Annotated in this window: 25 protein-coding genes and 1 pseudogene; 14 read left to right on the plus strand and 12 right to left on the minus strand. The window is 57.1% G+C overall.

The genetic code is table 11. The features are described from left to right. Positions 1 to 16 precede the first annotated feature (16 nt). From BK658_RS19795 to BK658_RS19810, 4 genes are all read left to right on the plus strand, one after another. Entirely contained in the window at positions 17 to 1474 is a 1458-nt protein-coding gene (locus tag BK658_RS19795) for an MFS transporter (protein WP_221178614.1), read from the plus strand. A gap of 95 nt (positions 1475 to 1569) precedes the next feature. Then, positions 1570 to 2421 carry a CAP domain-containing protein gene (locus BK658_RS19800; protein ID WP_123583748.1) on the plus strand — a complete coding sequence of 284 codons (852 nt, stop codon included), beginning with the start codon at positions 1570 to 1572 and terminating at the stop codon, positions 2419 to 2421. A gap of 144 nt (positions 2422 to 2565) precedes the next feature. Continuing rightward, entirely contained in the window at positions 2566 to 2775 is a 210-nt protein-coding gene (locus tag BK658_RS19805; RefSeq protein ID WP_054598376.1) for a DUF1059 domain-containing protein, read from the plus strand. A 202-nt stretch (positions 2776 to 2977) separates the two neighbouring features. Further along, entirely contained in the window at positions 2978 to 3658 is a 681-nt protein-coding gene (locus BK658_RS19810; protein WP_123583749.1) for a glutathione S-transferase family protein, read from the plus strand. Positions 3659 to 3982: 324 nt separating this feature from the next. Here the strand turns inward: BK658_RS19810 and mqo are convergent, their stop codons facing one another. Both mqo and BK658_RS19820 read right to left on the minus strand, forming a co-directional pair. Next, positions 3983 to 5632, minus strand: a complete 1650-nt coding sequence (gene mqo, locus BK658_RS19815) for a malate dehydrogenase (quinone) (RefSeq protein ID WP_123583750.1) — start codon at positions 5630 to 5632, stop codon at positions 3983 to 3985. Between the two features lie 316 nt (positions 5633 to 5948). Continuing rightward, positions 5949 to 6830, minus strand: coding sequence for a LysR family transcriptional regulator (locus BK658_RS19820; RefSeq protein WP_123583796.1), 882 nt, complete (start codon positions 6828 to 6830; stop codon positions 5949 to 5951). A gap of 111 nt (positions 6831 to 6941) precedes the next feature. Here BK658_RS19820 and BK658_RS19825 point away from each other — a divergent pair, with 111 nt between their 5' ends. Then, on the plus strand, positions 6942 to 7961 hold the full coding sequence (locus tag BK658_RS19825) for an SDR family oxidoreductase (protein WP_123583751.1): 1020 nt from the start codon (positions 6942 to 6944) through the stop codon (positions 7959 to 7961). Positions 7962 to 7984: 23 nt separating this feature from the next. Here the strand turns inward: BK658_RS19825 and BK658_RS19830 are convergent, their stop codons facing one another. The 3 genes from BK658_RS19830 to BK658_RS19840 form a co-directional block, all read right to left on the minus strand. Then, the gene (locus BK658_RS19830; RefSeq protein ID WP_185019863.1) at positions 7985 to 9514 is read right to left on the minus strand and encodes a sensor domain-containing diguanylate cyclase; all 1530 of its coding nucleotides are present in this window, start codon (positions 9512 to 9514) and stop codon (positions 7985 to 7987) included. 190 nt (positions 9515 to 9704) lie between these two features. Beyond that, entirely contained in the window at positions 9705 to 11432 is a 1728-nt protein-coding gene (gene ggt, locus BK658_RS19835; protein ID WP_123583753.1) for a gamma-glutamyltransferase, read from the minus strand. 224 nt (positions 11433 to 11656) lie between these two features. After that, positions 11657 to 12526, minus strand: coding sequence for an AraC family transcriptional regulator (locus BK658_RS19840; RefSeq protein WP_123583754.1), 870 nt, complete (start codon positions 12524 to 12526; stop codon positions 11657 to 11659). Between the two features lie 171 nt (positions 12527 to 12697). Here BK658_RS19840 and BK658_RS19845 point away from each other — a divergent pair, with 171 nt between their 5' ends. Beyond that, a complete protein-coding gene (locus BK658_RS19845) occupies positions 12698 to 13198 on the plus strand; it encodes a GNAT family N-acetyltransferase (protein WP_123583755.1) in 501 nt (166 codons plus the stop codon). 56 nt (positions 13199 to 13254) lie between these two features. Here BK658_RS19845 and BK658_RS19850 read toward each other — a convergent pair whose 3' ends face one another. Both BK658_RS19850 and BK658_RS19855 read right to left on the minus strand, forming a co-directional pair. Then, positions 13255 to 13512, minus strand: a complete 258-nt coding sequence (locus tag BK658_RS19850; RefSeq protein ID WP_123583756.1) for a hypothetical protein — start codon at positions 13510 to 13512, stop codon at positions 13255 to 13257. 158 nt (positions 13513 to 13670) lie between these two features. Then, positions 13671 to 14780: an extracellular solute-binding protein gene (locus BK658_RS19855; protein WP_123583757.1), complete on the minus strand. Its 1110-nt coding sequence runs from the start codon at positions 14778 to 14780 to the stop codon at positions 13671 to 13673. Between the two features lie 140 nt (positions 14781 to 14920). On the opposite strand from BK658_RS19855, the gene BK658_RS19860 reads away from it, so the two are divergent. Further along, a complete protein-coding gene (locus tag BK658_RS19860; protein ID WP_123583758.1) occupies positions 14921 to 15712 on the plus strand; it encodes a response regulator transcription factor in 792 nt (263 codons plus the stop codon). A gap of 349 nt (positions 15713 to 16061) precedes the next feature. Here the strand turns inward: BK658_RS19860 and BK658_RS19865 are convergent, their stop codons facing one another. Both BK658_RS19865 and BK658_RS19870 read right to left on the minus strand, forming a co-directional pair. Continuing rightward, positions 16062 to 16985, minus strand: a complete 924-nt coding sequence (locus BK658_RS19865) for an NADP-dependent oxidoreductase (RefSeq protein ID WP_123583759.1) — start codon at positions 16983 to 16985, stop codon at positions 16062 to 16064. 75 nt (positions 16986 to 17060) lie between these two features. After that, positions 17061 to 17501 (minus strand): DoxX family protein, encoded by a 441-nt coding sequence (locus tag BK658_RS19870; protein ID WP_123583760.1) that lies wholly within the window; start codon positions 17499 to 17501, stop codon positions 17061 to 17063. 121 nt (positions 17502 to 17622) lie between these two features. Here BK658_RS19870 and BK658_RS19875 point away from each other — a divergent pair, with 121 nt between their 5' ends. Continuing rightward, positions 17623 to 18528 carry a LysR family transcriptional regulator gene (locus BK658_RS19875; protein WP_123583761.1) on the plus strand — a complete coding sequence of 302 codons (906 nt, stop codon included), beginning with the start codon at positions 17623 to 17625 and terminating at the stop codon, positions 18526 to 18528. A 46-nt stretch (positions 18529 to 18574) separates the two neighbouring features. Here the strand turns inward: BK658_RS19875 and BK658_RS19880 are convergent, their stop codons facing one another. After that, entirely contained in the window at positions 18575 to 18889 is a 315-nt protein-coding gene (locus tag BK658_RS19880; RefSeq protein WP_123583762.1) for a DUF3303 domain-containing protein, read from the minus strand. 290 nt (positions 18890 to 19179) lie between these two features. On the opposite strand from BK658_RS19880, the gene BK658_RS19885 reads away from it, so the two are divergent. The 5 genes and pseudogenes from BK658_RS19885 to BK658_RS19905 all read left to right on the plus strand — a co-directional run bounded on the left by BK658_RS19885 (position 19180) and on the right by BK658_RS19905 (position 22974). Further along, positions 19180 to 19434 (plus strand): DUF2790 domain-containing protein, encoded by a 255-nt coding sequence (locus BK658_RS19885; protein ID WP_123583763.1) that lies wholly within the window; start codon positions 19180 to 19182, stop codon positions 19432 to 19434. A gap of 144 nt (positions 19435 to 19578) precedes the next feature. Then, positions 19579 to 20250 carry a heavy metal response regulator transcription factor gene (locus BK658_RS19890; RefSeq protein WP_019689699.1) on the plus strand — a complete coding sequence of 224 codons (672 nt, stop codon included), beginning with the start codon at positions 19579 to 19581 and terminating at the stop codon, positions 20248 to 20250. After that, entirely contained in the window at positions 20247 to 21635 is a 1389-nt protein-coding gene (locus tag BK658_RS19895; RefSeq protein ID WP_123583764.1) for a heavy metal sensor histidine kinase, read from the plus strand. The genes BK658_RS19890 and BK658_RS19895 overlap by 4 nt, the downstream gene beginning before the upstream one ends. A gap of 109 nt (positions 21636 to 21744) precedes the next feature. Then, a pseudogene (locus BK658_RS30130) lies at positions 21745 to 22020 on the plus strand (glutathione S-transferase family protein); the annotation flags it as partial. Positions 22021 to 22428: 408 nt separating this feature from the next. Beyond that, the gene (locus BK658_RS19905; protein WP_123583765.1) at positions 22429 to 22974 is read left to right on the plus strand and encodes a DUF2867 domain-containing protein; all 546 of its coding nucleotides are present in this window, start codon (positions 22429 to 22431) and stop codon (positions 22972 to 22974) included. A gap of 280 nt (positions 22975 to 23254) precedes the next feature. Here BK658_RS19905 and BK658_RS19910 read toward each other — a convergent pair whose 3' ends face one another. Together BK658_RS19910 and BK658_RS19915 are read right to left on the minus strand one after the other, a co-directional pair. Beyond that, positions 23255 to 23605, minus strand: a complete 351-nt coding sequence (locus tag BK658_RS19910) for a hypothetical protein (protein WP_123583766.1) — start codon at positions 23603 to 23605, stop codon at positions 23255 to 23257. A 49-nt stretch (positions 23606 to 23654) separates the two neighbouring features. Then, entirely contained in the window at positions 23655 to 24215 is a 561-nt protein-coding gene (locus tag BK658_RS19915; protein WP_123583767.1) for a hypothetical protein, read from the minus strand. Positions 24216 to 24346: 131 nt separating this feature from the next. On the opposite strand from BK658_RS19915, the gene BK658_RS30370 reads away from it, so the two are divergent. Beyond that, the gene (locus tag BK658_RS30370) at positions 24347 to 25387 is read left to right on the plus strand and encodes a hypothetical protein (RefSeq protein WP_259740111.1); all 1041 of its coding nucleotides are present in this window, start codon (positions 24347 to 24349) and stop codon (positions 25385 to 25387) included. The last annotated feature ends 249 nt before the right edge of the window (positions 25388 to 25636 follow it).

Below are 25636 nucleotides of genomic sequence, written 5' to 3' on the forward strand. Positions count from 1 at the left end.
AAACAAAGGGAACATGATGAAGCCAATCAGTGCAGCACGAGATGAGGCCGTCGCCGGCAGCGCACCACGAGTACCTTCGGTTCGGTGGGCGCTCGCCAGCCTTTCGTTATCCATGTTGCTGTCCTCGCTCGGCACCAGCATCGCCAATGTCGGCTTGCCGACGTTGGCACAGGCGTTCAACGCCTCCTTCCAGGAAGTCCAGTGGATCGTCCTCGCTTACCTCCTCGCCATCACCACCCTGATCGTCAGCGTCGGACGCCTCGGCGACATCACCGGCCGTCGACGGCTGCTACTGGCCGGCATTTTCTTGTTCACGCTGGCCTCGGCCCTGTGCAGCGTCGCGCCCACGCTCTGGCTGTTGATTGCCGCCCGGGCGCTGCAAGGTCTCGGCGCGGCCATCATGATGGCCCTGACCATGGCCTTTGTCGGCGAGACGGTTTCGAAGGCAAAGACCGGTAGCGCCATGGGCTTGCTCGGGACGATGTCTGCGATTGGCACCGCGCTGGGGCCGTCGCTCGGCGGCGTGCTGATCGCCGGCCTTGGCTGGCAGGCGATCTTTCTGATTAGCGTACCGTTGGGCATCCTGACGTTTCTGCTCGCGCATCGTTACCTGCCCGCCGATCGCCAAGCGCCGAAGCCCGAGCGCGCCGGCTTCGACCCGTTGGGCACATTGCTGCTGACGCTGACGCTCGCGGCTTATGCGCTGGCCATGACGATTGGGCGCGGCAGTTTCGATCCACTCAATGTGGCCCTGCTGGTGGCGGCAGCCTTCGGCGTCGGCCTCTTCGTGCTCGCCGAAGCGCGAGTTGCCTCACCGTTGATTCGATTGGCGATGTTCCGCGATCCCGTGCTGAGCGGGAGCCTCGCCATGAGCGCGCTCGTCTCGACGGTAATGATGGCGACGCTGGTGGTCGGACCGTTTTATCTCTCGCATGCCCTAGGGCTTAACGCCGCTTTTGTCGGGCTGGCCTTGTCGGTCGGGCCGATTTTCGCGGCGCTGACCGGGGTGCCCGCAGGTCGTCTTACGGACCGTTTTGGCGCGCAACGCATGACCGTCTTTGGGCTCATCGCAGTGGCGAGCGGTTGCTTCATGCTCTCGCTGATACCGGAGACGCTCGGGATCCTCGGCTACATCGCCCCGATGGTTGTCATCACCATCGGCTACGCCTTGTTCCAGACGGCCAACAACACTGCGGTCATGAGCGATATTCGCCCGGACCAGCGCGGCGTGATCTCCGGCATGCTCAACCTGTCGAGAAATCTGGGGCTGATCACTGGCGCGTCCGCGTTGGGTGCAGTGTTCGTGCTCGCATCGGCGACAAACGGCATCACCGCGGCGCGTCCCGAGGCCGTTGCCAGCGGTATGCGGATCACCTTCGCCGTCGCCCTGGCGCTGATCGCCGCTGCGCTCGTTATCGCGCAGGGAAGCCGTGCTCTGGCAATGCGCTCTACACTGCCTGGGGACGTCTCATGACGCGAAAAACAAAATCAGCTCCAGCCTAAAAAGGCATTGCGCTGGGTGGGGCTAATTCGCGCATCATGGACGCAGTCAGCTCAAGGGAGAGTTTCATGCGCGTCCTGTCATCCGTTATGCGTCTTGCCACGTTGTCGCTGGGGCTGGTGTTCGCCGCCACTGCCGTGGCAACCGAAGAATCGCAGCTGGTCGAGTCGATCAACACCTACCGCAGCCAGGTTCAGCGCTGCGCCAGCCTGGTGTCTCAAGAGCTGCCACCGCTGGCGGCCGATCCGCGCCTGATCCTGCCCGGCAACAATATCGGCGACCTGCAGCAGGCGCTGACGCGTACGGCCTATCCGATGGTCAGCGTACAGGCGATCACGTTGTCCGGCCCGCGAGATGCGCCATCGGCCATGAAGGCTGTACGGGAGAGCTTTTGCCAGGTTGTGCTGGACCCGCAATTCGTCGATATCGGCGTGAGCCACGAAGGAACTACGTGGCGCATTGTGCTCGCGCGCCCATTGTTGGTCGGCCGCCTGGGCGACTGGCAGGCCGAGGGACAGAAGCTGCTCGAGATGATCAACAGCGCCCGCAAGCAAACGCGCCAGTGCGGCGCTCAATCCTTTGCCGCCACCCAACCGCTGGCCTGGAACGCCACGCTGGCGACAGCCGCCCAGGCGCACACCCAGGCCATGGCCAATCAAAACTTCTTCGACCACAAGGGCCGCGATGGCCGCACACCAGGGGATCGGGCCGAACTGGCAGGCTATGCCGGCCAGCAGATCGGCGAGAACATCGCCGCCGGGCAAGACACCGTGCGCAAAGTGATCGATGGCTGGCTGGCCAGCCCCGGTCACTGCGCCAACCTGATGAACCCGCAGTTCCGCGAGCTGGGCGCGGCGTATGCGGTTGATCCGAAGAGTGATGCGGGCATTTACTGGACGGCGATGTTCGGTACGCCGTAAGTACTTTGGCGATCCGGCGATCGACCTATACTGTGTGGATTACCACACTCGATGCGACGCGCATTCGTGTTCGATGGGCTGCGTGACGTGTCGAGCGGTCCGTTCACGCAGGCGCAGGCCTGCCTTCGTATGAAGGAGAACATCATGTCGCGTAAATATATCGATTGCCGTGAATTTCCAAGCGGAATCAAGTGTTCTGTCGCACTGTCCGCCGATTCCGAAAAAGAATTGCTGGATGCCGCCGCGCAGCATGCGGTCAGTGTTCACAAGCATGTCGATTCGCCAGAGCTGCGCGCTCAACTGAAGACCATGTTTCACGATGGCACGCCGCCGCTAGAAGCCCGACGCGCTTGATGCAGAAGGCTTGACGGGGGATTCAGAATCGTCTGCGGGGCTCATATTGATGAGCCCCGCAGTTCTAACGCGTCTATCGAAGCCTGTCGCCCGCCTCGCTCAACCCACTCAACTGCCGGTTCTGTCGTGGCGACCAGTGTTCCCCTTCGAGCCGTCATTCCAGCGACTATGATGAGGGGCAATACCACTGAGGAGTTGAAAGATGTCGCTGACTCTTTACTACCATCCGCTGTCGTCGTACTGCCACAAAGTGCTGATCGCGCTTTACGAAAACGCTACCGAATTCGAAAAGCGGATCATCAACCTGGGAGACGATGCAGACCGTGCGGAGCTTCAATCCCTCTGGCCACTGGTCAAGTTCCCGGTCATCAGTGACCACCTGCGCCAGCGCGCCCTGCCAGAGGCCACGATCATCATCGAGTACCTGGATCACTACTATCCGGGTGTGCAACGGTTGATTCCGAACGATTGGGAGACCGCACTGGAGGTGCGTCTCTGGGACCGCTTTTTCGACAACTATGTGCAGGGGCCGCTGCAACAGATTGTCAGTGATCGCCTGCACAGCACCAACGCTGATTTGAGCAAACAACGGTCCATGCTGGAGACGGCCTACGCCATGCTCGACCATCGAATGGCGTCGCGAATCTGGATGGCCGGTCAAGACTTCAGCCTGGCCGATTGCGCCGCAACCCCGGCGCTTTTCTATGCCAGCACGCTCGTGCCGTTCCCGAGCGAATTCAAGCATTTGAGTGCCTATTTCGACCGGTTGACGCGCAGACCGTCGGTCCAGCGAGTCATCGACGAAGCCCGGCCGTACTTTTCGCTCTACCCGTTTGTGGAAGCCATCCCCAAACGGTTTCTCCAGGCACCGGACATCACTTGACGCCCCGGTACAAGCCCCGGCGACACTCGACTAACGGTACTTGAGCGCACGCTCCCACCTTCCTAGGATAGTTCTGCGCACCTGTTAAATGCTCCAACAGGTGCGTAGGTGATGAGTGATCTGAACCCCTACCAAGCTCACCACTTGCTTCATGTGCATCTTGAGCCTCTGGGCTCTACTTCCTCCCCATCAAAGAGCTTTGAGGCTCTTTTTTGTCCGGAACAAATTCCAGAAACGATAAAGCCCGGCACGAGTCCGGGCTTTATCGTTTCTGATCGGTCCAGCACGCAAGCCCCGCCAAACAGTGTTTGGCGGGGCTTCGTTTTACAGGGCCATATCAGTCGCTGGATTGCTTTCTTTCTGTGGTTGCGCTTGAGCAGGAGCGGCTGTTTGCGCAGCTGCTGCCTTGCCAATCACAGGGGGTGGGTCAAGTTGCAGGACTTGACTGGTGTAGGTCCATTCCTGGTAAACACGCTCAGGACTGTCGTTCAGCTTGGTACCGTAGCTCGGGATGATCTGGTGCAGCTTTTCCTGCCAGGCAGGGGTCGCGACCTTGTCCTTGAAGATCTTCTCAAGCACGCCCAGCATGATCGGAGCCGCGGTGGACGCACCTGGCGATGCGCCCAGCAGACCGGCAATGCTGCCGTCCTGGGAGCTGACAAGCTCGGTGCCCAGTTTCAGGACGCCACCCTTCTCTTCATCACGCTTGATGATCTGAACGCGCTGGCCGGCTTGCCACAGGCGCCAGTCTTCCTTCTTGGCGTTCGGGAAGTATTCCTTCAGGGCATTCATGCGGTCTTCGTCCGACAGCATCAGCTGGCCGGCCAGGTATTCAACCAGTGGGTACTGCTCGATGCCCACCTTGGTCATAGGCCAGAAGTTGTGCGTGGTCGTGCTGGTCAGCAGGTCAAAGTAGGAACCTTCTTTCAGGAACTTCGTGGAGAAGGTCGCGAATGGGCCAAACAGGATGACACGCTTACCATCCAGCACGCGGGTATCCAGGTGCGGAACCGACATTGGCGGTGCACCAACCGACGCCTTGCCGTAGGCCTTCGCCATGTGCTGTTCAGCGATTGCCGGGTTATCGGTCACCAGGAACGAGCCGCCGACAGGGAAACCTGCATACTCTTGTGCTTCAGGGATGCCCGACTTCTGCAGCAGATGCAGTGCACCACCGCCCGCGCCGATGAACACGAACTTGGCGTCGGTCTGGGTTTCCGTACCGTCTTTCAGGTTCTTGTAGGAAACGCGCCAGCTGCCATCTTCATTGCGCTTGATATCTTCCACTTCGCTCGAAAGCTTCAGCGAGAAGTTCGGCTTGGTTTGCAGATAGCCGACGAACTGGCGGGTAATCTCGCCGAAGTTCACGTCCGTACCAATCGGAGTCCAGGTCGCCGCAACCTTTTGATTAGGGTCACGGCCTTCCATCATCAGCGGGACCCATTTCTTGATCTGCGCCGGGTCTTCCGAGTACTGCATGCCGGCGAACAGCGGGCTCGCCTGAAGGGCTTCGTAGCGCTTCTTCAAGAACTTGATGTTGTCATCGCCCCACACAAAGCTCATGTGCGGAGTGGAGTTGATGAACGAATGGGGGTTCTTCAAGACACCATTCTTGACCTGCCAGGCCCAGAATTGACGCGTGATCTGGAAGCCTTCATTAATTTCAACGGCTTTCGGAATCTCGACCTTGCCATTCTTGTCTTCTGGCGTGTAGTTCAACTCGGCCAAGGCAGAGTGACCGGTCCCGGCGTTGTTCCAGCCGTTCGAGCTTTCCTCGGCGACGCCATCGAGACGTTCAACCATCTCCATGGACATGCCAGGCTCGAGTTCATTGAGATAGACACCCAAGGTCGAACTCATGATGCCCCCGCCAATGAGGAGCACATCGACTTTCTTTGTCTCAGCTGCGTGCAAGGGCATAAGGACCATCGACATGGCCAAGCCGAGTAGCCCCGTGTTCACTTTTTTTAACATTCAGTAATACCTAGGATAGAACGCCATCCATCCACCACTCTTGATCATGAGCTGCCCGGGCTCACCGCATGCAATGCCGCATGCCGTCGAACACCGTACTCAGAAAGACTGATGGGTGGACATATAAGACCGACAGACACTATCGGTCTCACGTTTAGGCCCCTCCCGCGCTGACTTCTTATTAGTCATTGGCTTCAGCTACTTGGGTGACACTAATTCTGTTTTTAAATTATCGGACGCAGAAATGAACAAAAGAGCGTCCATAGCGCGACATTCTACCTCAGGTCTGCCAAATCGACGAAGACGCAAAATTTTCTCACTGTTCGACGCGTTCGACACAAAGGGCTTCGCGCAGCACTTGTTCCAAAATGGCAAAAAAACTTTTGATGTGGGCCTGTTTCAATGCTTGAGGCCGGGTCACCAGATAGACCTCCATATCCGGCAGCTGGATATCCGGAAACACGGCGATCAGGTCCTTTGCCAAAATGCGCGGCAACACGGCAACCCCCATCCCTCGCCTTACCGCTTCGATCTGTGCTGCGAACGAATTCACTCTGATCTGCGCACGTTCCAGCCCCGCGGCCCGTGCCGCACGCATTTGCGGCAACATGTCCAGCGGCGGGAGCAAGGCGATATTCACCGCGGTGGCTGGAGCCGCCGCTGGAAAGCGCTTCAGATAAGCCGCATCGGCGAAGACAGCATAAGCGAGCTTGCCCATGGGGCGATAAACCAGCGACGGCTCGCCCAGGTGCGCTGTGCGGATAGCGATATCCGCTACGCCGCGGACGATCTTGTGAAAGTCGGCGGTGACCAGCAATTCCACCGAGCAACGCGGATGCGCAGACGTAAAGCGATGCGAGGCCTCCAGCACACAAGACGAAAATCCTTCGCCGACACTGACCAGGACACTGCCGCAAAGCTCCGTTGGTAATACCGACGCGCCGGCAGCGGCCTGACGCCTCAAGCCCTCCTCCGCGGCCAGGGCAACTTCAACAAGGGATTGGCCCCGCGAGGTCAACCAGCATCCTTCAACTCCGCGCTCGACGAGTGGCTCGCCGAGTGAACTCTCAAGCTGAGTGATCCGTCGGGACACCGTCGACGCCGCGATACCCAGCAATTGGCCAGCCTGAAGAAAGCTGCCCCTTCGCGAGACTGCCAACAACAGACGCAGATCGTCCCAATTCGCTTCTGAACTCATGTACATGCCCGCTGCTTTGCAAATGTGCAAAACCATTATGCAGCAGTCGCTGTTTTTCGGGAGTGACGGCAACGGTATATCTATCCGCCTTAGTCAATGAAGGGATGAAACATGCGCAGTACATTCGTCACCGGCGCAACCGGTTTGCTGGGCAACAACCTTGTGCGTGAACTGGTCGCCGATGGCTACGAGGTCAAGGCCCTGGTTCGTTCAAGAGCCAAAGGCGAACAACAGTTCAAAGATCTTCAGGGCGTGAGACTGGTCGTGGGTGACATGGCCGATGTCGATGCCTTCGCCGCGTCGATGCAAGGCTGCGATACGGTGTTTCACACGGCAGCGTTCTTTCGCGACAACTACAAGGGCGGCAGCCACTGGGAGGAACTCGAAAGGATCAACGTGACAGGCACACAGCGTCTGCTTGAGCACGCCTACGCTACCGGTGTCCGCCGCTTCATCCACACCTCTTCGATTGCCGTGCTCGATGGTGCTCCCGGCACATCGATCGATGAGACGTGCCTGCGCAACGAAGCCGATGCGGATGACTACTATCGCAGCAAGATCCTCGCCGACCGTGTCGTGTTGTCGTTCCTGGAAGATCATCCCGACCTGGATGCCTGCATGGTCCTGCCTGGCTGGATGTGGGGCCCTGCCGATATTGGCCCGACTTCCTCGGGGCAATTACTCAACGACGTCGTGCGCAATAAGCTGCCCGGCCTGGTTCCCGGCAGTTTTTCTGTCGTCGATGCCCGCGATGTGGCATTGGCGCAAATCGCCGCAGCGCAGCATGGGCGACGTGGCGAACGCTACCTGGCCGCGGGACGCCACATGACGATGGCTGAGTTGGTGCCCTTGCTGGGCAAGATCGCGGGCGTCAAGACGCCGCTACGACAATTGCCGCTGTCACTACTGCACGCGCTGGCTTTTACGCAAGAGCTCTATGCGCGCCTGACCGGCAAGCCGATTCTGCTGAGCAAGGCGACCGTGCGCTTGATGGTGCGTGAAGCCGGGCGCACGCATTTCAACCCTCAGAAGAGCGAACAGGAGCTTGGCCTGCGGTTTCGCCCTGTCGAACAGACCCTTACCGATACGCTGGCCTGGTACCGCAATCATGGCTGGTTTGAAAAACGCTAGCACTGCACCAGCGCCATCGCGGATTAAGCAGATTCACCTTGCAGACCAACGGCGGCGACACTCAAGCGATTTCTGCCCTGGGACTTTGCCAAATACAGTGCGCGGTCGGCCAGATCGATCAGCGACTTTTCATCATGGTCGCTATCGTAGGTGGTAAAAGTCGCCAGTCCCAGGCTGGCGGTCACGCTACCGAAAGGGCTCGACAGGTGTTCAAGTCGCGCGTGAGCAATGCCCAGGAGAATGGCCTCGGCAACCGAACGGGCGCCCGACTCGTCTGTGTTGGGCATCACCACAGCGATTTCTTCACCGCCGTAGCGGGCGGTCATGTCAGCTGGACGGCGCACGCACTGCTTGATCGACTGGCTGATGATGCGCAGGCATTCGTCGCCGGCGAGATGCCCATAGTGATCGTTGTAACGCTTGAAAAAATCCACATCGATCAGGATCAGCGACAGAGGACTTCGCAGGCGCTTGGCGCGCTTGAATTCGATGTCCAGAAACTGATCGAAGTGCCGGCGATTGGCAAGACCGGTCAGCTTGTCCTCGCTGGCCAGAACTTCCAGCGTCTGGTTAAGCTCGATCAGCGTAGTCTGGGTGGTTCGCAGCTCTGCCTCTGCCCGAATACGATGACTGATGTCGGCAATCAATCTACGCCCAAGCGTAATCAGGAGTCCCAGCAACACCATCACCACCGCAACCGATTGCCTGGTCTGGCTCCACCACGCGTGCATGGCCTCGTCCTGGCCCACCGCAACCGTCGTGACGAGGGGATATTGATCACTTCTGGTGAACGCGTAGATTCGAGGGACACCATCGACTTTTGAAGCAAAATCCACGGTGCCTGACGACATCTTGCGCAGGTACTCGGAAAATATCGGTGCCGGTGATAGGTCACGCCCGATGTCCTGCTCCTGGAAGGGATACCTCACCAGAAGACGCCCTTCGGATGAAGTCAGGCTAATCGCGCCGAACTGCCCCACTTGAATGGTTCGATAGAGCTTGAGGAAGTGCTCGAGACTCAAGGTGGCGGCGATCACCCCGGCAAAACTTCCATCCGGATGATCGATTCGTCGACTGACCGAAATCACCCAAACGCCAGTGGCACGACTGAGAATCGCCGGACCGATGAAGATGCCGCGGTCCGGATTGTCGCGGTGATGCTTGAAGAACGCTCGATCAGCGTGGTTGCTGTTGGGTGAAACATGCTTGTTGGTCGAGAATATCCAGTTCCCCTGAGCGTCATACAGCGCCACGCTGTTCAATTGCGTCAGCGCCTTCATCTCCTGAGCAACCAGTACTCGCAGGCGCTCGAGCTGCTCCGGGCCGGTGCCGTCTTTCTCGATCCTGTCGGTCAGCCCCAGCAATACCACTTCACTTTGCTTGAACGTGCCCTCGGTGTACGTGTTGAGCGCATTGGTCAAATTCAACGTGTCGGTTTCGATGTCACTCAGGGTGTTCTCACGGGCTGTCCAGATCTGCCAGGCAGTCAGCACCACCACGGATACACACACCAGGGAGGTCAGCAAAGTGGCAAGTCGAAGGTCGCGTTTCAAGTGAGTACCCAGGCGGTTGAGCGCACATTTATCAAAAGCCCGCGCAGTATAAACGCCTTCGAGCGGTACAAATGACTGAAATGAAAGCTATTGGCCATCTTTCTTCCATACCAAAGACCGCTTGCGTTGCTTCGAAGCGGTGAGTTAGCCGCCATTCAGCGGAGCCCTGAAACAGGGCTCCGCCGCTCACTCAATAACCCAGCGACAGTCCGGTGTTACGCCGCGGATCGTTCGCACCATAGAAGCGGTTCTTGCCGACCGGTTTTGCGCCGAGTGCCGGCGCGCCGACCAATATCGCCGCAAGATGGTTGGCGTCCTGCGGACCAATGAACTTCTGCCCCCAGCTTTCGAGGATTTTCCGGGTGTCCGGGCTGACCGCGAAGGCTTCGAGATTGGTCTCTTCAGGCAACCACTGCTGGTGGAATCGCGGCGCATCGACCGCTTCCTGAATATTCATTCCGTAGTCGATCACATTGAGGATGGTCAGCAAGGTCGCGGTGATAATCCGGCTGCCTCCCGGCGTGCCGACGACCATCACTGTCTTGCCGTCCTTGGTGACGATGGTCGGGCTCATCGACGACAGCGGTGCTTTGCCTGGAGCGATCGCGTTCGCTTCACCTTGCACCAGACCGTACATATTGGGCACGCCCACCTTGGAGGTGAAATCGTCCATTTCGTCGTTGAGCATGATGCCGGTCTTGCTGGCCATGACCCCTGCCCCAAACCAATCGTTGAGGGTATAGGTCACCGAGACCGCGTTACCCCACTTGTCGACGATCGAGTAATGCGTGGTGTTGTTGCCCTCGTGTGGCGCTACTCCAGGTTTGATATCGCGAGAGATACCGGCTTTTTGCGGGTCGATGGCCCCACGTAGCTTTTCCGCATACGCTTTGTCCAGCAGATGGGCTATCGGGTTCTTGACGAAATCGGGGTCGCCCAGATAGCTGTTGCGGTCGACATAGGCGTGGCGCATGGCCTCGATCTGATAGTGCAGCCCCTGCGCCGAGTGAAAGCCCAGGCTTGGCATCGGGTAGCCTTCGAGGATGTTCATGATCTCGCAAATAATCACCCCGCCCGAACTTGGCGGTGGCGCAGAGACGACGTGGTAGCCACGGTAGTCGCACTCGATCGGCGCCAGCTCGCGGGTCTGATACTTGTCGAGGTCAGCCTGAGTGATGAGGCCCTTGCCGGCCTTGCTTGAGTCGACGATGGCCTGGGCAACCCAACCCTTGTAGAAGCCGTCAGCACCTTTGCTGGAAATTTCCCGCAGCGTCTTGGCCAGGTCTTTTTGCACCAGTTTCTGGCCCACCTGAAGCGGCTCGCCATTGCTCAGGAAGATCGCGCCCGAGTCGTGAATATCTTTCTTGAACTGGTCGGTGGCGGTATCGAGCAGGTCGACATCGCCCTGCTCAAGCACGAAGCCGTCCTCGGCGTACTTGATGGCCGGGGCAATGACATCGGCACGCTTCATCGTGCCGTATTTTTTCAGCGCCAGTTCCATCCCCGATACCGTTCCCGGCACGCCGACGGCCAGATGTCCTTTCGAACTCAGGTCCGGGACAACGTTGCCATCCTTGTCGAGGTACATGTTCGCGGTGGCCGCCAAAGGCGCCTTCTCGCGGAAATCGAGGAAAGTCTTGCGGCCATCGGCCAGCTGGATAGTCATGAACCCACCGCCACCGATGTTGCCTGCCGCGGGGTAAACCACCGCCAGCGCATAGCCGACCGCGACCGCTGCATCAACTGCGTTGCCGCCGTCCTTGAGGACGTCGACGCCAACGTGGGTGGCCAGACGCTGGGCGGTGACCACCATGCCGTTTTCGGCGGCGACCGGGGCTTGCGAAGCGGCCTGTGCGCAGGCGCAGCCAATAGCGAGTGCTGTCGCTATCAGCGATTTGGCAAGGGGCTCGAATGTCATAAGTCGATTCTCTTGTTTTTGTTTTGTGGGAAGGGGGACGTCGTATCGGATGGCGACGCCCCACAAACTGTAGGACAGTTTTGGCATTCCCGAGCCGGCAAATCTTCACAAAGGGGCTATCGCCCCTGCTGCCTACCGAAGAGTCGACTTTTTCAACACTACCGACCCTGACCAGACATTCGCCGACGACAGCTCCAGGTCGAAAGCAACGTGCTCCACAACCGCTATTGCAACGGAATATAAATATCGGTCTGCCACTGATCGTGCGGTGTCTCGGGATAAGCACTCAGGTAATCGAAGTACAGCGGTTGGTCACGGAGCTCCTCACCGCTGCCAGGCAGCCAGTCGCGGTAAATCGGATAGATCGTTTCGCCGATATGATCCGTCGAGCCCACGTGTCGCACCACCACGCAGCGGCCGCCAGGAATGACGATCTCGCGCACGCCAAACTCATTCGGCGCCACTGCCTCGTGAATCTCGCCGCAGATTGCGAAGCGGAATTCTTCCGGCGGTGTCGTATCGGGGTTGCCGTAGGGAATGCCAAAAGTCCGACTCGATGCCACCGGCGACTGTCCGCTCTGCATACGCCACTCGATGAACTTGCGCACGCTCTCATCGACGAGCCCGGCTGGCCCACGGTGTTCAAGCGCCGCGACCCTGACTTCAGAAAATTCTACGATTCGTACCTGCATGATGATGCTCCTGGAAAAATGAGGAATTGCAAACACCGCCCCCCAGACCTGCCAGTTCGGTTGCTTCCTGAACGCACTCGGCGTCATACCGAACGCCCGCCTGAACGCCCTGCAAAATGCCTCGGGACTTTCAAAGCCCGCACCGAGTGCGGCGTCCAGCACCGAATGATCCGCGACGGAGGCCAGGCGATGCGCCGCGCGTCGTAGCCGCATCAGTTGCACATAACGTGAGACAGGCACGCCCACGAACGCAGTGAATTGTCGATGGAAGTGAAACTCCGAAAAGTTCGCCACGCGGCTCAACGCCTTCACCGAAAGGACACCTTCGAGGTTGGCGTCGATGTAGGCGAGTACGGCATTGAAGCGTTTCGCATAGGCGGCGTTGGTCGACATGTCAGACACTGGCTAAAGGCTCCGGGAAGTACGGTAGGCGACAGGATCGACTATGCCGGCGTGAATGCGCCTAGCCGCGTTTGCTCAAAGCGCTTGGGTAGCCAGTAAAGCTGCATCGCTTTACGATCAGGCGACCACACGGAAGGCGTTGCCCTCGGTGACAGAAAAAGGAGCGACCTTATGAAGCCCATCAGAATTCGTACCCTGCAAAGTACTGATGCTGAGGCATTACTGACGTTTGAACAGGACAATCGCGACTGGTTTGAGCGCCACATTGACGCACGCGATTCGGCTTTTTACTCGGTGCAGGGCGTCACCGACCATATTACGGCTTATTTATCCGATTTTGCCGCCGGAACCTGGCACCCTTTTGTCATCGAAGATCCTGACGGAAATATAGTCGGTCGAGCGAACCTGAAAAGCATCGACATAGCCGAGCGCTCGGCAGAAGTCGGCTATCGGATTGCTCAAAGAGCTTGCGGACAGGGACTGGCAACGCTGGCGGTGAAGCATCTGATTCAGGAGGCACAGCTGCATTGGAACCTTAAACAACTGGTTGCCAACGTATACGCTGGCAATATCGGCTCGGCAAAAGTACTCGAACGGTGTGGCTTCTCGATCGAACATGCCTTTCGGCAAGAAGGGACAGCGCACGATTATCGGTTTGGCCTTTCGATTTAGATCAGTGAATGATTGGCCAATACCTGTAGAACGGGCGCCTTCAGGGCTGATGCAAGTCAGCCAAGAGACCGCGCAGGCAACACATGACCCGTAGCAGCCGGTGCAAGTTCGGGAAACTCAACCAGCAGTGCCTTGTTACCCCTGGCGATGTGCTCCGTCACCGCCAGGGCGATGTTTTGACGTACCACTCCGGCCGAGACGTAATACATGGCCCAGGCTTGTTCGGGCGTGCAATGGGCGATCTGTTCTTCAATTTCCTTGTAGGCTTTGTATTCGTCCGACTCCACGTAGCATTGGCAATCACCTTGGCGCATGACTTTTCTCCTTCCCTGGAACTGCTGTGACAACCCTTTAGTAAGTCGGCTGATAAAGGCAGCCCCTGCTCCCTACGTGATGACCAGCATTTTAAATAAACGCTGGCTATCGCAGGAAGCAGAAGCAACTCTTCAATAAAGACAACACTCCAGCCAGATCAAATGCCAGTCTTCACTTTGCTCCAAACTCGGGTGCGGACACGCTCCAACTTCAATGGCAGTGGCAGTGGCTCAAGTGGAATAAGTGTAGCAATCGTCTTTTGATCCGGGTAAACCCAAGGATTATCTGCCAGCTTCCGCTCGACAAACTCAGTGGCATCTTTATTAGCGTTAGGGTACAGAGTGTGGTTTGAGGTCTTGGCAATAACTTCTGGTCGCAACATATAATTAATAAACGCCAACCCTTCCTTCGGGTGAGGTGCGTTTTTTAGCAGAACCAGATTTTCCGACCATACCAGCGCGCCCTCGCGAGGAAGGCTGTAGGCAATCTTGCGTCCAGTGTGGGTCTTCTCGTTTATGGCCTGCGCAGCAAGGGCGCCATTAGCCCATCCCACAACTGCACAAATATTGCCATCCGCCAGGTCAGAGTCGATTCTGGATGAGTCGAAATAGAGGACGTAGGGACGGATTTTCAACAGCAGGGCTTGTGCTTTCTGGTAATCATCCGGGTTCCTACTGTTGCTAGGGAGCCCAAGGTAATGCAAAGCAATCGAAATGATCTCACTGGGAGAGTCAAGCATTGCCACACCACACGACTGGAGCTTGCTGATGTTTTCTTCTTTGAAGATCAGGTCCCAGCTATTCACCGGAGCATTTTCACCCAATGCCGCCTTGACTTTATCAACGTCATAGCCAATGCCGGTGGTGCCCCATAAATAGGGCACAGCGTAGCGATTGCCAGGATCATTGACCGCGACCTGGGACAAGATATCAGGATCGATATGTGACAAATTACTCAGTTGATTACGATCCAGCGGCTGAAGTACTCCCGCCTGGATCAGGCTTGGCAACACATTGGAGGTAGCCACAACCACGTCATACCCCGTGCGCCCAGCCATTACTTTACTCTGCATGATTTCGGCACTGTCGAACGCATCCATATGAATGCGGGTGCCGGTTTCCTGCTCAAACTCCTTTGGGGTCTCCGGTGCAAGTAACCCGAACCAGTTATACAGATACATCCCAGGCTCTACAGCCCCCACAGATGTGCTTATCCCTACACAGAGAAGCGAGGCTGAAAAAATGCTTCGCAAAGGTGATTTTCTCATGCAACTATCCTTGTCAAGACGATGTGCCCTCATGGCCATCCCAAGCCCTGAATAGTGAATATACCGGGCATTAGCGAATAGTAAATACCTACGAATACTTACCTCTGACCGACGAATCCCTAACCCTAAAGGGGTAGAAAATGCCACTCGACCTTCATAGCCTGGCCTGGCACCGATCGATTGGAAAGCTGATCATGCAGTTGAACCGTCCAGAATTCTGGAGTTCACTCATTCGCACATTAAATGAATATGTGCAGATCGATAACTGGGTTGTATTGATTTTCAGCAATCGACAAGTACAAGTTATTAGCCTCCCCGAAGTAGCCGATACAGAAGAGCTAGACGCATTCGTTCATCGCTATGTGAAGGGGCTTTATCTGCTGGATCCATTTTACATAGCCAATCGAGAAAACCCACAGAGCGGCTTCTTTCACCTGCTGGATATTGCGCCGGAGTACTTTCTTAAAACCGAGTACTACCATCAATATTTCGCACAGTACATTTCTGTAGATGAAGCGCAGTACAATGTCCAGCTCGACGCCGACAGAACGTTATGTATATCCTTTGGTAGCAACATCCACTTCAATCAAGAACAAATAACAATACTTGACATCATCAAGCCATGGGTAATTGCATTGATGCACCAGCGCATGTGCTTTGAGATTGACGTAGAAAAAAATCTCACCGAGCCACCTGTTTGGCCAGAAACGGTTATCCAGCTGGGAACACAAATAACAACGCGCGAAAGTGACGTACTCAAATTGCTACTGAGCGGTTTCTCCAATAAAGAGATAGCCGGAAAACTCTCCCTGTCGACAGAAACGATAAAAGTGCACCGCCGCAATATTTACGCCAAATTAAATATCAAATCACAATCCGAACTATTTGCCCGTTTCTTTATGCCCAAACAGGATAGTCTCTCTACAAATTGAAGTTTATGTAGGTCGCGTGATCTTCGAACGCGCAGGCGATGCAAGCAATCATTGCGGCGATGCGCGCGGCGCTCACGAGCTGATTGATTCCGGCACACACGTTGGAAAAATTGTCCTGACGACAGGTGCCGATCTCATTGGCTGAAGCCGGGCTTGTCTTTGCCAAGAGCATTAGCCAAAGGATTTGAATGACGAAAACCTTGTGGGAGCGAGCTTGCTCGCGAATAGGCCATCACATTCAACATCCATGTTGACTGATACACCGTATTCGCGAGCAAGCCCGCTCCCACAGGCTGCGCACCTTAACTGGCAGGCATTACGCCTTTAGCGGTCTTTTATTGCCTGACTTTTACTGGCCAAGATTGAGCACGATCTTGCCACGCGGATGCCCGGCCATGCTTTTTTCGACAGCCTGCTTCACCTGTGTGATCGGAAACACTTCGACCTCTACAGAGAGTTGGCCTGCATCAAACATTTCGGCGATGGCCGTGAGTTGCTTGCCATCCGCCCGGGTGGCGAAGTTTTTCGCTGAAACGCCGTGCGCCTTCGCCAATTCCATGTCCGGCGCACTGACCGGCGACACCAGGACCCCGCCCTGCTTCAATACCTTCCAGGAACGTCGCTGGGTTTCGCCGCCAATCAGGTCAAGCTCGATGTCCACATCCGTCACCACATCCTCGAAGGCCTGGCTACGGTAGTCGATCAGCTGATTCGCGCCGATTGTTTTCAGATAGCCATGGTTACCGATCGACGCCGTTGCAATGACCGTGGCGCCGGCATGCCTGGCTATTTGCACGGCCATGCTGCCGACTCCGCCAGCAGCACCCTGAATCAGCACTCGCTGACCCGCCTTGATCCCCGCATGCTCATGCAATGCTTGCCAGGCCGTCAGTGCTGCCACTGCCACACCACTGGCCTGCAGGGCGGAAAGACTGCGCGGCCTCAGCGCCAAGCGATCTGCCGGGACGGCAGCCTTTGTGGCATAGCCACCAACAAGACCGATGAAACCAAATACCTTATCGCCGACGGCAAAACCGCTCACACCCTTGCCGATCGCGGAAATCGTTCCTGCCACTTCGGAGCCCGGCGTGTAGGGCAACGGCAACGGAATGAAGGCTTTCATGGCGCCCGAAAGAAGCTTCCAATCGATCGGGTTGATCCCAGCACCCTCCACGTCGATCAGCACCTCGCCCTCGCCCGCAAGCGGGTCGGCGAGGTCTTCCAGGCGCAGCACATCCGGGTTGCCGTATTCATGCACACGTATGGCTTTCATGGTGAATCCTCGGATTATTTCGAAAGATAACCCCGAGAGGCGCCGCACGCGTTCATCCACTGCGGCGCCATTGGCTCAGCGACGACGGGCGTCGAGGCTGAAGCGACCGGCGCCAAACGCGACGACCTGCAACAGGCCACCCGCCATGGCGATGTTCTTGAAGAAGTGGATGAACTGGTTCTGGTCGCCAAGGCTGTTATGGAATGCCAGCGCGGTGATCACGCTGAACAGGGCAAGCACCAGTGCCACGGTACGGGTGCGGTAGCCAGCGATCAGCGCAATACCGCCACCGATTTCGATGATGATGGCCAACGCTAGAGCAAGTTGCGGGAACGGCAAACCCACCGAACCGATGTAGCCGATCATCATCGCCGGGGCGCTCAGCTTGGAGATGCCCGAGAGGATGAAGATGACGCTGAGGAGCACACGGCCGACCAATGCCGCCGCGGCGGTGGTCGCAACAGAGCTGGACAGGTCATGGGTATCGCGGGAAGTAGTCGCTGCAGATTGGGACATGGTGGTTCTTCCATCAAGTAGGGCGCATCCACCATGGAGCGCCGCGTTGAGGAAAGTCTGCCACCCACTCTACAATCGTAATAGCCGACTAATTTCGACGATTACGTTCGAGGAAATCGAAATGTTCTCAGACCCGGGCACTCCCACTCTCGATCAACTGCGTGTGTTCCTGACAGTTGTCGAGGTCGGCAGTTTTGCAGCCGCCGCACGAAAACTGCACCGAGCCACTTCAGTCATCAGCTATTCGATCGCCAATCTTGAGACGCAACTCGGCGTGTCGCTGTTTGACCGCCATACGACGCGTAAACCCCAGCTCACCGATGCCGGTCGCACCGTTTTGGCCGAAGCCAGAACCATCGCCAATGGCATTCATGGATTACGCGCCAAAGTAAAAGGCCTGCTTCAGGGGCTCGAAGCTGAAGTTCATGTCGTGCTGGATGTGATGCTTCCCGCTGAGCGCGTGGTGGACGCACTCAAATCATTTCGAGAGGAATTTCCTACGGTTGCACTCCACTTGCATATGGAGGCGCTCGGCGCCGTCACTCAACTGGTGATCAACGGCGGCGCGTCAGTCGGTGTCAGTGGCCCGATGAATGAGGGAATTGATGGTATCGAAAGAATTGCGGTCGGCAGTGTTGAGCTGATTCCGGTGGCAGCGCCCAATCATCCACTGGCTTCAAGCGAGTCGAATATTCCAGGTGCTGGACGCGAGTTCACCCAGCTTGTGCTGTCCGACCGTTCGCTCCTGACAAAAGACAGGGATTTCGCAGTCCTCAGTACCCGCACGTGGAGGCTGGCCGATCTGGGGGCTAAACACATGTTGCTGCGTGAAGGCATTGGCTGGGGAAACATGCCGATCACGATGGTCCGGGAAGATCTGGATACTGGCCGACTCGTCCACCTCAAAATGCCGGAATACCAAAGCGGGATATATACCTTTGACGCCATCTATCGCACGGATCTGCCGCCAGGCCCCGCCGCAAGGTGGTTGATTGATCGGTTCGTTCAACAAAGCTCGGGCGGGTGACTGTCCGGTTGAGCAAAGGGTTTACCGGTTGTCCGAATGGCAACAATCACTGGCGTTTCAGGCCATCGCGCCAGGCGATTGCTTCGAGTTCGACCCGGACCGCATCCTCGACGGCAACCACCGGGCGCGCCTGGAACTCGAACGCAGGAAACGTCGAGCAAACCTTGTGAACCGCCAGCGGATCGTCGCAGTCCACCAACATGTGTCCACCCCACTCGCCCACGCGCACGACAAACACCTCGATCTTGAAATTGTCCGGGGCTTTCCATTGACCGAACACCTCCAGGATCCGTTTCTGCGCACACTCGTACTCCGCAGGCGAGCCTTGTGGCCGTTCAAACCAGCTGATCATGTACTTCATCGCCATCCTCCTCTGGAGAGGTAAGGATAGTTCTCGATGCAACTTCTCGCTTCAATCGCCTAGCCCGCCCATCCTGCAGACACTGTGCGATTTCGCGCCTACCGGTGCTGCAAAACCGACCCGCATCCTCAGCGACAGGCTGCTTCAACACATCGGCCTTGGCCTTGGCTTCGGACAAGATTGCATTACAACTTTGTAATGGCCCTGTTCGTCAGCTGTTTGAGTTGCCTTGTTACCGTGAACTCACTGCCAAACAACAGGCAGCCCACTTCAGACAGGGAGATACTGCCATGAAACTGTTAACGCTCGGACTCGCCACCCTCCTCGCCACCGGCTCAGCCTTTGCCGGCACCAGCGACACCTCGGCGGTGATCCACGACAGGACCGGGTTCTTCGTCCACCTGGACGTTGCGAAAGTCCTGTCCATGACTGACATTTCGGACCAATGCGACGTCACTCCGGCCCGTCTCGATTACCTGGATCATCAGGGTCGGGAGCATGTGCTGGACTATTCGGTTCAAGGACGTTGCACCAACGAAAACTGATGGGATGCTATCTGCACATGACTGTCCGGGAGCAGGCAATACGCAGCAAAACCTGATGATTGGGCTAAAATTGCGCGACCTGCTCTCGGCTTTCAGGCCTGTTTTTTTTGGGTCGAATACCGACACCGAACCAAGGTCATTCTCATGAACATCCTTGTCGTGGAAGACGAGCCCAAGGCGGGCAATTACTTACTCAATGGCCTACAGGAGCAGGGATACTCCGTCAGCCTGGCCCGCGATGGCGTCGAGGGTTTATACCTGGCCCTGGAAACGCCTTTCGATGTCATCGTGCTGGATGTGATGATGCCGAAAATGGACGGCTGGGAAGTACTGCGCCGCCTGCGCAAGGAAGCCGACACGCCGGTACTGTTCCTGACCGCGCGCGATGACATCGCCGACCGAATCAAAGGCCTGGAGCTGGGGGCCGACGACTACCTGATCAAGCCCTTTTCTTTCGCCGAGCTGGTCGCACGCCTGCGCACCCTGACCCGCCGGGGTCCGACCCGGGAAGAAGAGCAACTGCAGATCGCCGACCTGCAGATTGATGTCATCAAACGCCGCGTCACCCGCGCTGGCGTGCGAGTGACACTGACAAATAAAGAGTTTGCCTTGTTGCACCTGTTCGCCACGCATCAGGATCAGGTGCTGTCGCGTTCACTGATCGCCTCCCGGGTCTGGGACATGAACTTTGACAGCGACACCAACGTGGTGGACGTAGCGGTGAGACGCCTGCGCCTGAAAATCGACGACCCTTTCCAGCTGAAGCTGATCCACAGTGTGCGGGGCATTGGCTACCGCTTCGATACGCAACCATGAACCGTCGCCATTACTCCCTCACCCTGCGCCTGGCCGTGGTGTTCGCCTTGCTGGCCTTCGCCCTGATGGCCACCACCGGCGTCGCACTGTACCGCGATCTTGAGCGCGAACTGATCCGACGCGACGAGTCCACTTTGGTCTACCGCATCGATCAGTTGCGTAATTTTCTCAATGGCAGCAATACGCTGGAACTGATCAGGACCAAACCTGTGTTGTTTCAGAACATGCTGGGCAATCGCGAGTACATACTCACTATTGGCGTTACAGGGGAAGCCCCATTACTGCAGGTCAATCCCCGTCATATCGATATTCCCGACCTCACTCCCGTGGCCATCGAGCAATCCCTGTCACTGATCGATGTACAGCATCTACCCGCCGTGAACGGAACGCCCTTCGCGGCCATCTCCGCGAGTATCGACTCGGGCAAGCTGAAACTGACCATTGGCTGCCTGATGACCGAACGAACCGCGGTACTCGCCAGCTATCGTCTCAGCGTTTACATCCTCGCCAGCCTCGCGGCGATAGTCTTGGCGCTGGCTGGATATGCCCTGGTTCACCGCGGTTTGTTGCCCGTCAGACGCCTGGCGCAGCAAGCCCACGGTATCGGCATTGGCAACCTGACAGAGCGACTCGACGGCCAAGGCGCCCCGAAGGAATTGCTGCCGATGATCGACTCGTTCAACACCATGCTTGAGCGACTCGCCAAGGGTTTTGCGCAACTGAGCCAAGTCTCGACCGACATGGCCCACGAACTGCGCACGCCCATCAACAACTTGCTGGGTGAAACCCAGGTCGCCATGCAGCAAAACCGCAGCGTTGAGCATTACCAGCAGTTGCTCGCCTCCAATGTCGAAGAACTCGAACGCCTGGCACGCATGCTCGACAACATCCTGTTTCTCGCGCGTACTGACCCCGGTAGCGCTCGTGATCAGCGCCAGGAACTGGGCGCCGCCGACGAGCTGGAGCGCGTAGCCGATTACTTTGAAGGCCTGGCCGCAGACGTCGACATGACCATCCGCGCGGAGGGCGATGGCCTTATCTGGGCCGAGCCAATGTTGCTACGCCGCGCCTTGGCTAACCTGTGCGCCAATGCGATCAAATATGGCGCACCTCATTCCGAACTGTTGATCCAGGCCACACCGTCCGAGGACGGCATCAATCTGCGCGTGCGCAACTACGGAACCACCATCCCGGCGGAACACCTTCCGAGATTATTCGAGCGCTTCTACCGCGTTGACCCATCACGCGAGCGCTCGGCCCAGTCCAACGGCCTGGGGCTTTCGATCGTCGCCACGATCATGCAACTGCACAGCGGCCGCTACAGCGTCACCAGCGAGAATGGCGTGACCTGTTTCGATCTGTTTTTCCCGATACGGGAACAGTAATTGTTGTGTCTGCTGGTCAGCGTTGGGTTGTGGATTCAACCGGTCATTCGTGACAGGCAGACATCAGCCAACTGCAGACTCTGGACAACCCGCTCTACAAGGCGATAGCGCCAAAGCGCGGGTGGATCAATGGATCGATTGGCAAGCGTCAGATTTCAACAAGTCGTCGAAGCACATGTAGATCCTCAATCGACAGCCAGACTCAACCGGGGCCTATGTCAACGGCGACGAGTTTTCTCTCGCCGATATACCGATCGGCCTATCAGTTAATCGGTGGTTTCAAACACCGCTTGCTCATCCAGACCTTCTTGCCGTGAGCGACTATTACGAGCGCTTGAGTCGTCGACCAGGCTACCGCCTGCACGGAAGAAACGGGACGCCATGACCTATGTTTCGGGAGAGTTTTGTGTCCTGTATTGGGTCGATTACTGTCCATGGCGACGGGCAGCAATCGGCCAAAAGCAGCCGGCGATTACCAACAAGCGTCGGAGATCAGTGGGGCGTTCGGTTGCGTCTACTAAGCCAGGGGCTATTCAATGCTACGCTTCCTGTGATTCGGACTCGAACCCTCATCTAGGGCCAAAAAATGACAGCCCTGAGGTTCTTTTTCGTGAAGTACAGATATCGCCTCAAGTCATCGCTCGATAGCGAGTCCTGGTCCGAAGGCACAAGGCCGATTCGGGCGGATAGCCAAGAAAATGCCAATTACAGTGCTAGGCAAATGCTCCCGCAGGAGATGCCAGATCATGTGGTTGAAATTTTGGACCTCAGAAACGAACCATAGGCCGCCTACATGTCAACCGAACACCATCACGCAACATCTGTGTCGCTTCCTCCGGAGTCGGCGATTGCTAAAGCCTACGCATCGATGAATCTCGCCGACGCTTACTCGATCGAGCTTCCCACCGGAGCGTCAACCAATCCCGAATTGTTGGCGAGGTTCATCTTCGCTCACCAAGCGCCTTGGGTCAGCAGCCTCTTGACGGTTCGAGACGCGCTCGTAGCCGGTTTCGGCCTCAAGACAGCTAAGCATCTCGCATCACTGGATGCGGAGAGCGGAGCGGGCCGACTCGGCATCTTTAAGATCTACAGCACAAGTCCAACTGAAGTCGTTCTTGGAGAAGACGACAAGCACCTGGACTTCAGGCTCTCTGTTCTGTGTTCCGGTCAGTCGTCGCCGGGAGCTAAACGTCACTTGACTCTGTCGACCGTTGTTCATTGCCACAATCGCTTAGGTCGTCTCTATATTTTTCTCATTGCCCCGTTTCATCGTTTAGTCGTTCAGTCCAATCTTCGTAGTGCGGCACGGATCGGCTGGCCGTCGGCGACGGAGGGGTAAGCCAAAGTCCAAATCATCATGCGCGGCCAACTGAGGTCTAACCCTTCCCTCAACCCGGACCGCAACCGAAGACTGCCGCTGCGCGGCATAGGTTGCGGCCTGTTAGCTCGGCGTTGAACGACAGCTTCCGGGAAGCATGACCGACGGCAAAGGGTCGTTTTTTGCCCTTCGTGGCAGGCCGCAATCGGCCAGAAGCGGTCTGTCGCGAAGGTGGGATACCGATCTATTGCTGCATCCTTCTTTCGTTATCAGAATTAGGTCGAAGGCGCACACCGACAAGCTAAAGTTTTTCATACACCACCTCGAATTCTTCACCCAATTCCTGCTGGATGGATTTCAGTAATTTAGCGGCAGCCTCATCAAATCTTGCGTAATCGTCTGCATTCCAAGGGCCGGGATCAGGTGGGTAATCCCAGTTCAGCGAGGTGTCATGCCACTGTGAAAGCTCATTAAGCATTGCGTGGACTTCGTCGCTGAGTAGTAGCCTCTCTTCAATAGGTCCTACAGAAAATTTATCCAGGGCAATGATGTTTCCACACCAAAGGCAACCGCCGCCCCATTCGAACATTAAGCGAACACGAAAGCGTTCGGGTAACTGCCAAGCTTTTCTGTCAGTGGTAGCCTTGCTCATCGACTCACGCAATGCCCCAGGCAAGTAGAGACGCTTTCAAGCGTGATATCTAGCGCCGCGACATGACCGCGTTACGCACGGGTAAAGCGGCTTGTTCGGGGTGTTGCTGCAAAAAATGCCTGATGGCTTGATCCTGGCGGTCCACCACGCATACGTTCACGCTGGGGCGAGGGACGGTGCATTCGCCAAGCGCGAGGAACCCACAATTCATGACGCCGTATACCGCAACCGGTTGCGCGACGGCCGAGCAGTCGTAAACCATCTCGCCAAGGTAATTGAGCTGCCCTTGGGTGACGGTGAAATGCAGCGGTTTGGAGTAAGCCCCCATTACCCCGCGGCGGTGACCCAGGCGGCTCACCTCATAGTCACCGGCGGGCAGCCATGCCGAATAATCATCCTTGGGTCCCCAACCATAAGTCTTGTCACTCTTGATATCACGAAATTCAAGGTAGGTTCCGTAGGGGCCGCCTTCCAGCAGCGTGCCGACCACCAGACCAGCGTTTTGCGCGTTGTAAACGGGCGAATTCAACGCCATTTCAGCAGGCATTGACGAGCAACCGGCCAGCAACCCGATCAGGCCAATTGCAAAGATGTGGTGCGAGTAAAGCATTCCGTTACCTCGGTGGGAGACGAACAAAATCCAAAATATATTCAGGGCCGACAGCGCGCTGGACGGCGGCGACTACCTTTATTAGCATGATGGCCTTTCGCCTACTTGTACATCAAGGACGATACATCAACATGTTCAGTTTTCCCCGATGGCGCATGCGTGGCGCTGTAAGTATTGCCGCACTGTTACTTAGCGGGTGCAGTTTCAACGGCTCCTATCCGGATGCCGGTGGACCCGATGCAGCGAAGCTGCGCTTTATCAGCAGCAATGAAAACTCGACGCTCGACTTGTTCGATGCCGAACACTGCGACGGCCAGACTACGGGGCTGCTCAATAACCTGTTCTCCGCCAATACCCGGCGACGGGCGGCCATGAGCGCCGCTGCACCCGACGATGCCAAGGCCTATCTGGAAGTGCGGCTGCAACCGGGCCATGAACTGTTCGCGCGAGCCAATACCTTAAGCACCGGCAGCGTGTGCACCGTGGCGTTCAACTTTACCCCGCAGAGCGGCGGCGAGTACGAAGCGAACTTCCGCTACGTAGGTCGCAGTTGCCAGATTACCCTTAGCCGTCTGCGCCAGATCGATGGAAAGGTTGTGCGCTCGCCGATCGCGTTGACCAACAAAGGCCTGCCCGCCTGCGTCGGCCGCAACCCGATTTTCCCCAAGCCCGCCGAAGCACAGCCACAGTCGGCGGAGCGTGCAGCACTGATCGCGCAGATCGTCGACGCCAGTGTCATCGCGAAAATGAAGCCCAACGCCGACGATTCCCCTTCGGTCCAGAAAGCAGTGCTCGACAAATCGATGGTGGAACGTAAACAGAGCCTCGGCTTCAGCCTGCCCGATGCCTATTGGACTGAATATCACCAGAACCTGGAGCAGTTCGCCAACGAGATGAGGGGCATCAAGGCCCGTTCATTGCAGTTGTACAAGGATTACTACACCAACCGACTGGGCCTGCTCGACACCCCCGAGATCGATGAACTGCTGCCCGACAGAGAAACGGCCGACCGTAGCAAGGCGATGTCCACCAATAATGCAATGCTGGAATACTACTACCGAACCCAGCGAGAACTGCTGAAGGAAACACTGAGCGCGCATCAGGCACGCATGGCCGATCTGGATCAGCGCTTTGAGGTGTGCAAGCGTTTCGCGGCCTGCTGGCAAAATTAATAGAGGTCGGTCTGAGGGTGCCGACCACCGCACGTACGCCGCCTTAGCCCTGACAGAGGCGCGGCCCCTGTAGCAGCAGCGGCACCTCAGAGTTAGAAACCTTGCCTCGTGCAACAGCATGACGTGGCAGGGATCCGGGCTTTGAAAAAAATCTTTGCCGATAGCCTATCGATGAGTGACAGCTATCGACTGTGGATTCAACCGGTCGACGCAACACAACTAAATTCTGTGTAAGCAGAAGGAGTGTTG

Source organism: Pseudomonas brassicacearum (assembly GCF_003732175.1).
Lineage (GTDB): Bacteria > Pseudomonadota > Gammaproteobacteria > Pseudomonadales > Pseudomonadaceae > Aquipseudomonas > Aquipseudomonas brassicacearum_G.

Coding starts and splice junctions, on each gene's coding strand:
- BK658_RS19795 (WP_221178614.1), top strand. CDS start 17: ATGAAGCCAATCAGTGCAGCACGAGATGAGGCCGTCGCCGGCAGCGCA.
- BK658_RS19800 (WP_123583748.1), top strand. CDS start 1,570: ATGCGCGTCCTGTCATCCGTTATGCGTCTTGCCACGTTGTCGCTGGGG.
- BK658_RS19805 (WP_054598376.1), top strand. CDS start 2,566: ATGTCGCGTAAATATATCGATTGCCGTGAATTTCCAAGCGGAATCAAG.
- BK658_RS19810 (WP_123583749.1), top strand. CDS start 2,978: ATGTCGCTGACTCTTTACTACCATCCGCTGTCGTCGTACTGCCACAAA.
- mqo (WP_123583750.1), bottom strand. CDS start 5,632: ATGTTAAAAAAAGTGAACACGGGGCTACTCGGCTTGGCCATGTCGATG.
- BK658_RS19820 (WP_123583796.1), bottom strand. CDS start 6,830: ATGAGTTCAGAAGCGAATTGGGACGATCTGCGTCTGTTGTTGGCAGTC.
- BK658_RS19825 (WP_123583751.1), top strand. CDS start 6,942: ATGCGCAGTACATTCGTCACCGGCGCAACCGGTTTGCTGGGCAACAAC.
- ggt (WP_123583753.1), bottom strand. CDS start 11,432: ATGACATTCGAGCCCCTTGCCAAATCGCTGATAGCGACAGCACTCGCT.
- BK658_RS19845 (WP_123583755.1), top strand. CDS start 12,698: ATGAAGCCCATCAGAATTCGTACCCTGCAAAGTACTGATGCTGAGGCA.
- BK658_RS19850 (WP_123583756.1), bottom strand. CDS start 13,512: ATGCGCCAAGGTGATTGCCAATGCTACGTGGAGTCGGACGAATACAAA.
- BK658_RS19855 (WP_123583757.1), bottom strand. CDS start 14,780: ATGAGAAAATCACCTTTGCGAAGCATTTTTTCAGCCTCGCTTCTCTGT.
- BK658_RS19860 (WP_123583758.1), top strand. CDS start 14,921: ATGCCACTCGACCTTCATAGCCTGGCCTGGCACCGATCGATTGGAAAG.
- BK658_RS19865 (WP_123583759.1), bottom strand. CDS start 16,985: ATGAAAGCCATACGTGTGCATGAATACGGCAACCCGGATGTGCTGCGC.
- BK658_RS19870 (WP_123583760.1), bottom strand. CDS start 17,501: ATGTCCCAATCTGCAGCGACTACTTCCCGCGATACCCATGACCTGTCC.
- BK658_RS19875 (WP_123583761.1), top strand. CDS start 17,623: ATGTTCTCAGACCCGGGCACTCCCACTCTCGATCAACTGCGTGTGTTC.
- BK658_RS19880 (WP_123583762.1), bottom strand. CDS start 18,889: ATGAAGTACATGATCAGCTGGTTTGAACGGCCACAAGGCTCGCCTGCG.
- BK658_RS19885 (WP_123583763.1), top strand. CDS start 19,180: ATGAAACTGTTAACGCTCGGACTCGCCACCCTCCTCGCCACCGGCTCA.
- BK658_RS19890 (WP_019689699.1), top strand. CDS start 19,579: ATGAACATCCTTGTCGTGGAAGACGAGCCCAAGGCGGGCAATTACTTA.
- BK658_RS19895 (WP_123583764.1), top strand. CDS start 20,247: ATGAACCGTCGCCATTACTCCCTCACCCTGCGCCTGGCCGTGGTGTTC.
- BK658_RS19905 (WP_123583765.1), top strand. CDS start 22,429: ATGTCAACCGAACACCATCACGCAACATCTGTGTCGCTTCCTCCGGAG.
- BK658_RS19910 (WP_123583766.1), bottom strand. CDS start 23,605: ATGAGCAAGGCTACCACTGACAGAAAAGCTTGGCAGTTACCCGAACGC.
- BK658_RS19915 (WP_123583767.1), bottom strand. CDS start 24,215: ATGCTTTACTCGCACCACATCTTTGCAATTGGCCTGATCGGGTTGCTG.
- BK658_RS30370 (WP_259740111.1), top strand. CDS start 24,347: ATGTTCAGTTTTCCCCGATGGCGCATGCGTGGCGCTGTAAGTATTGCC.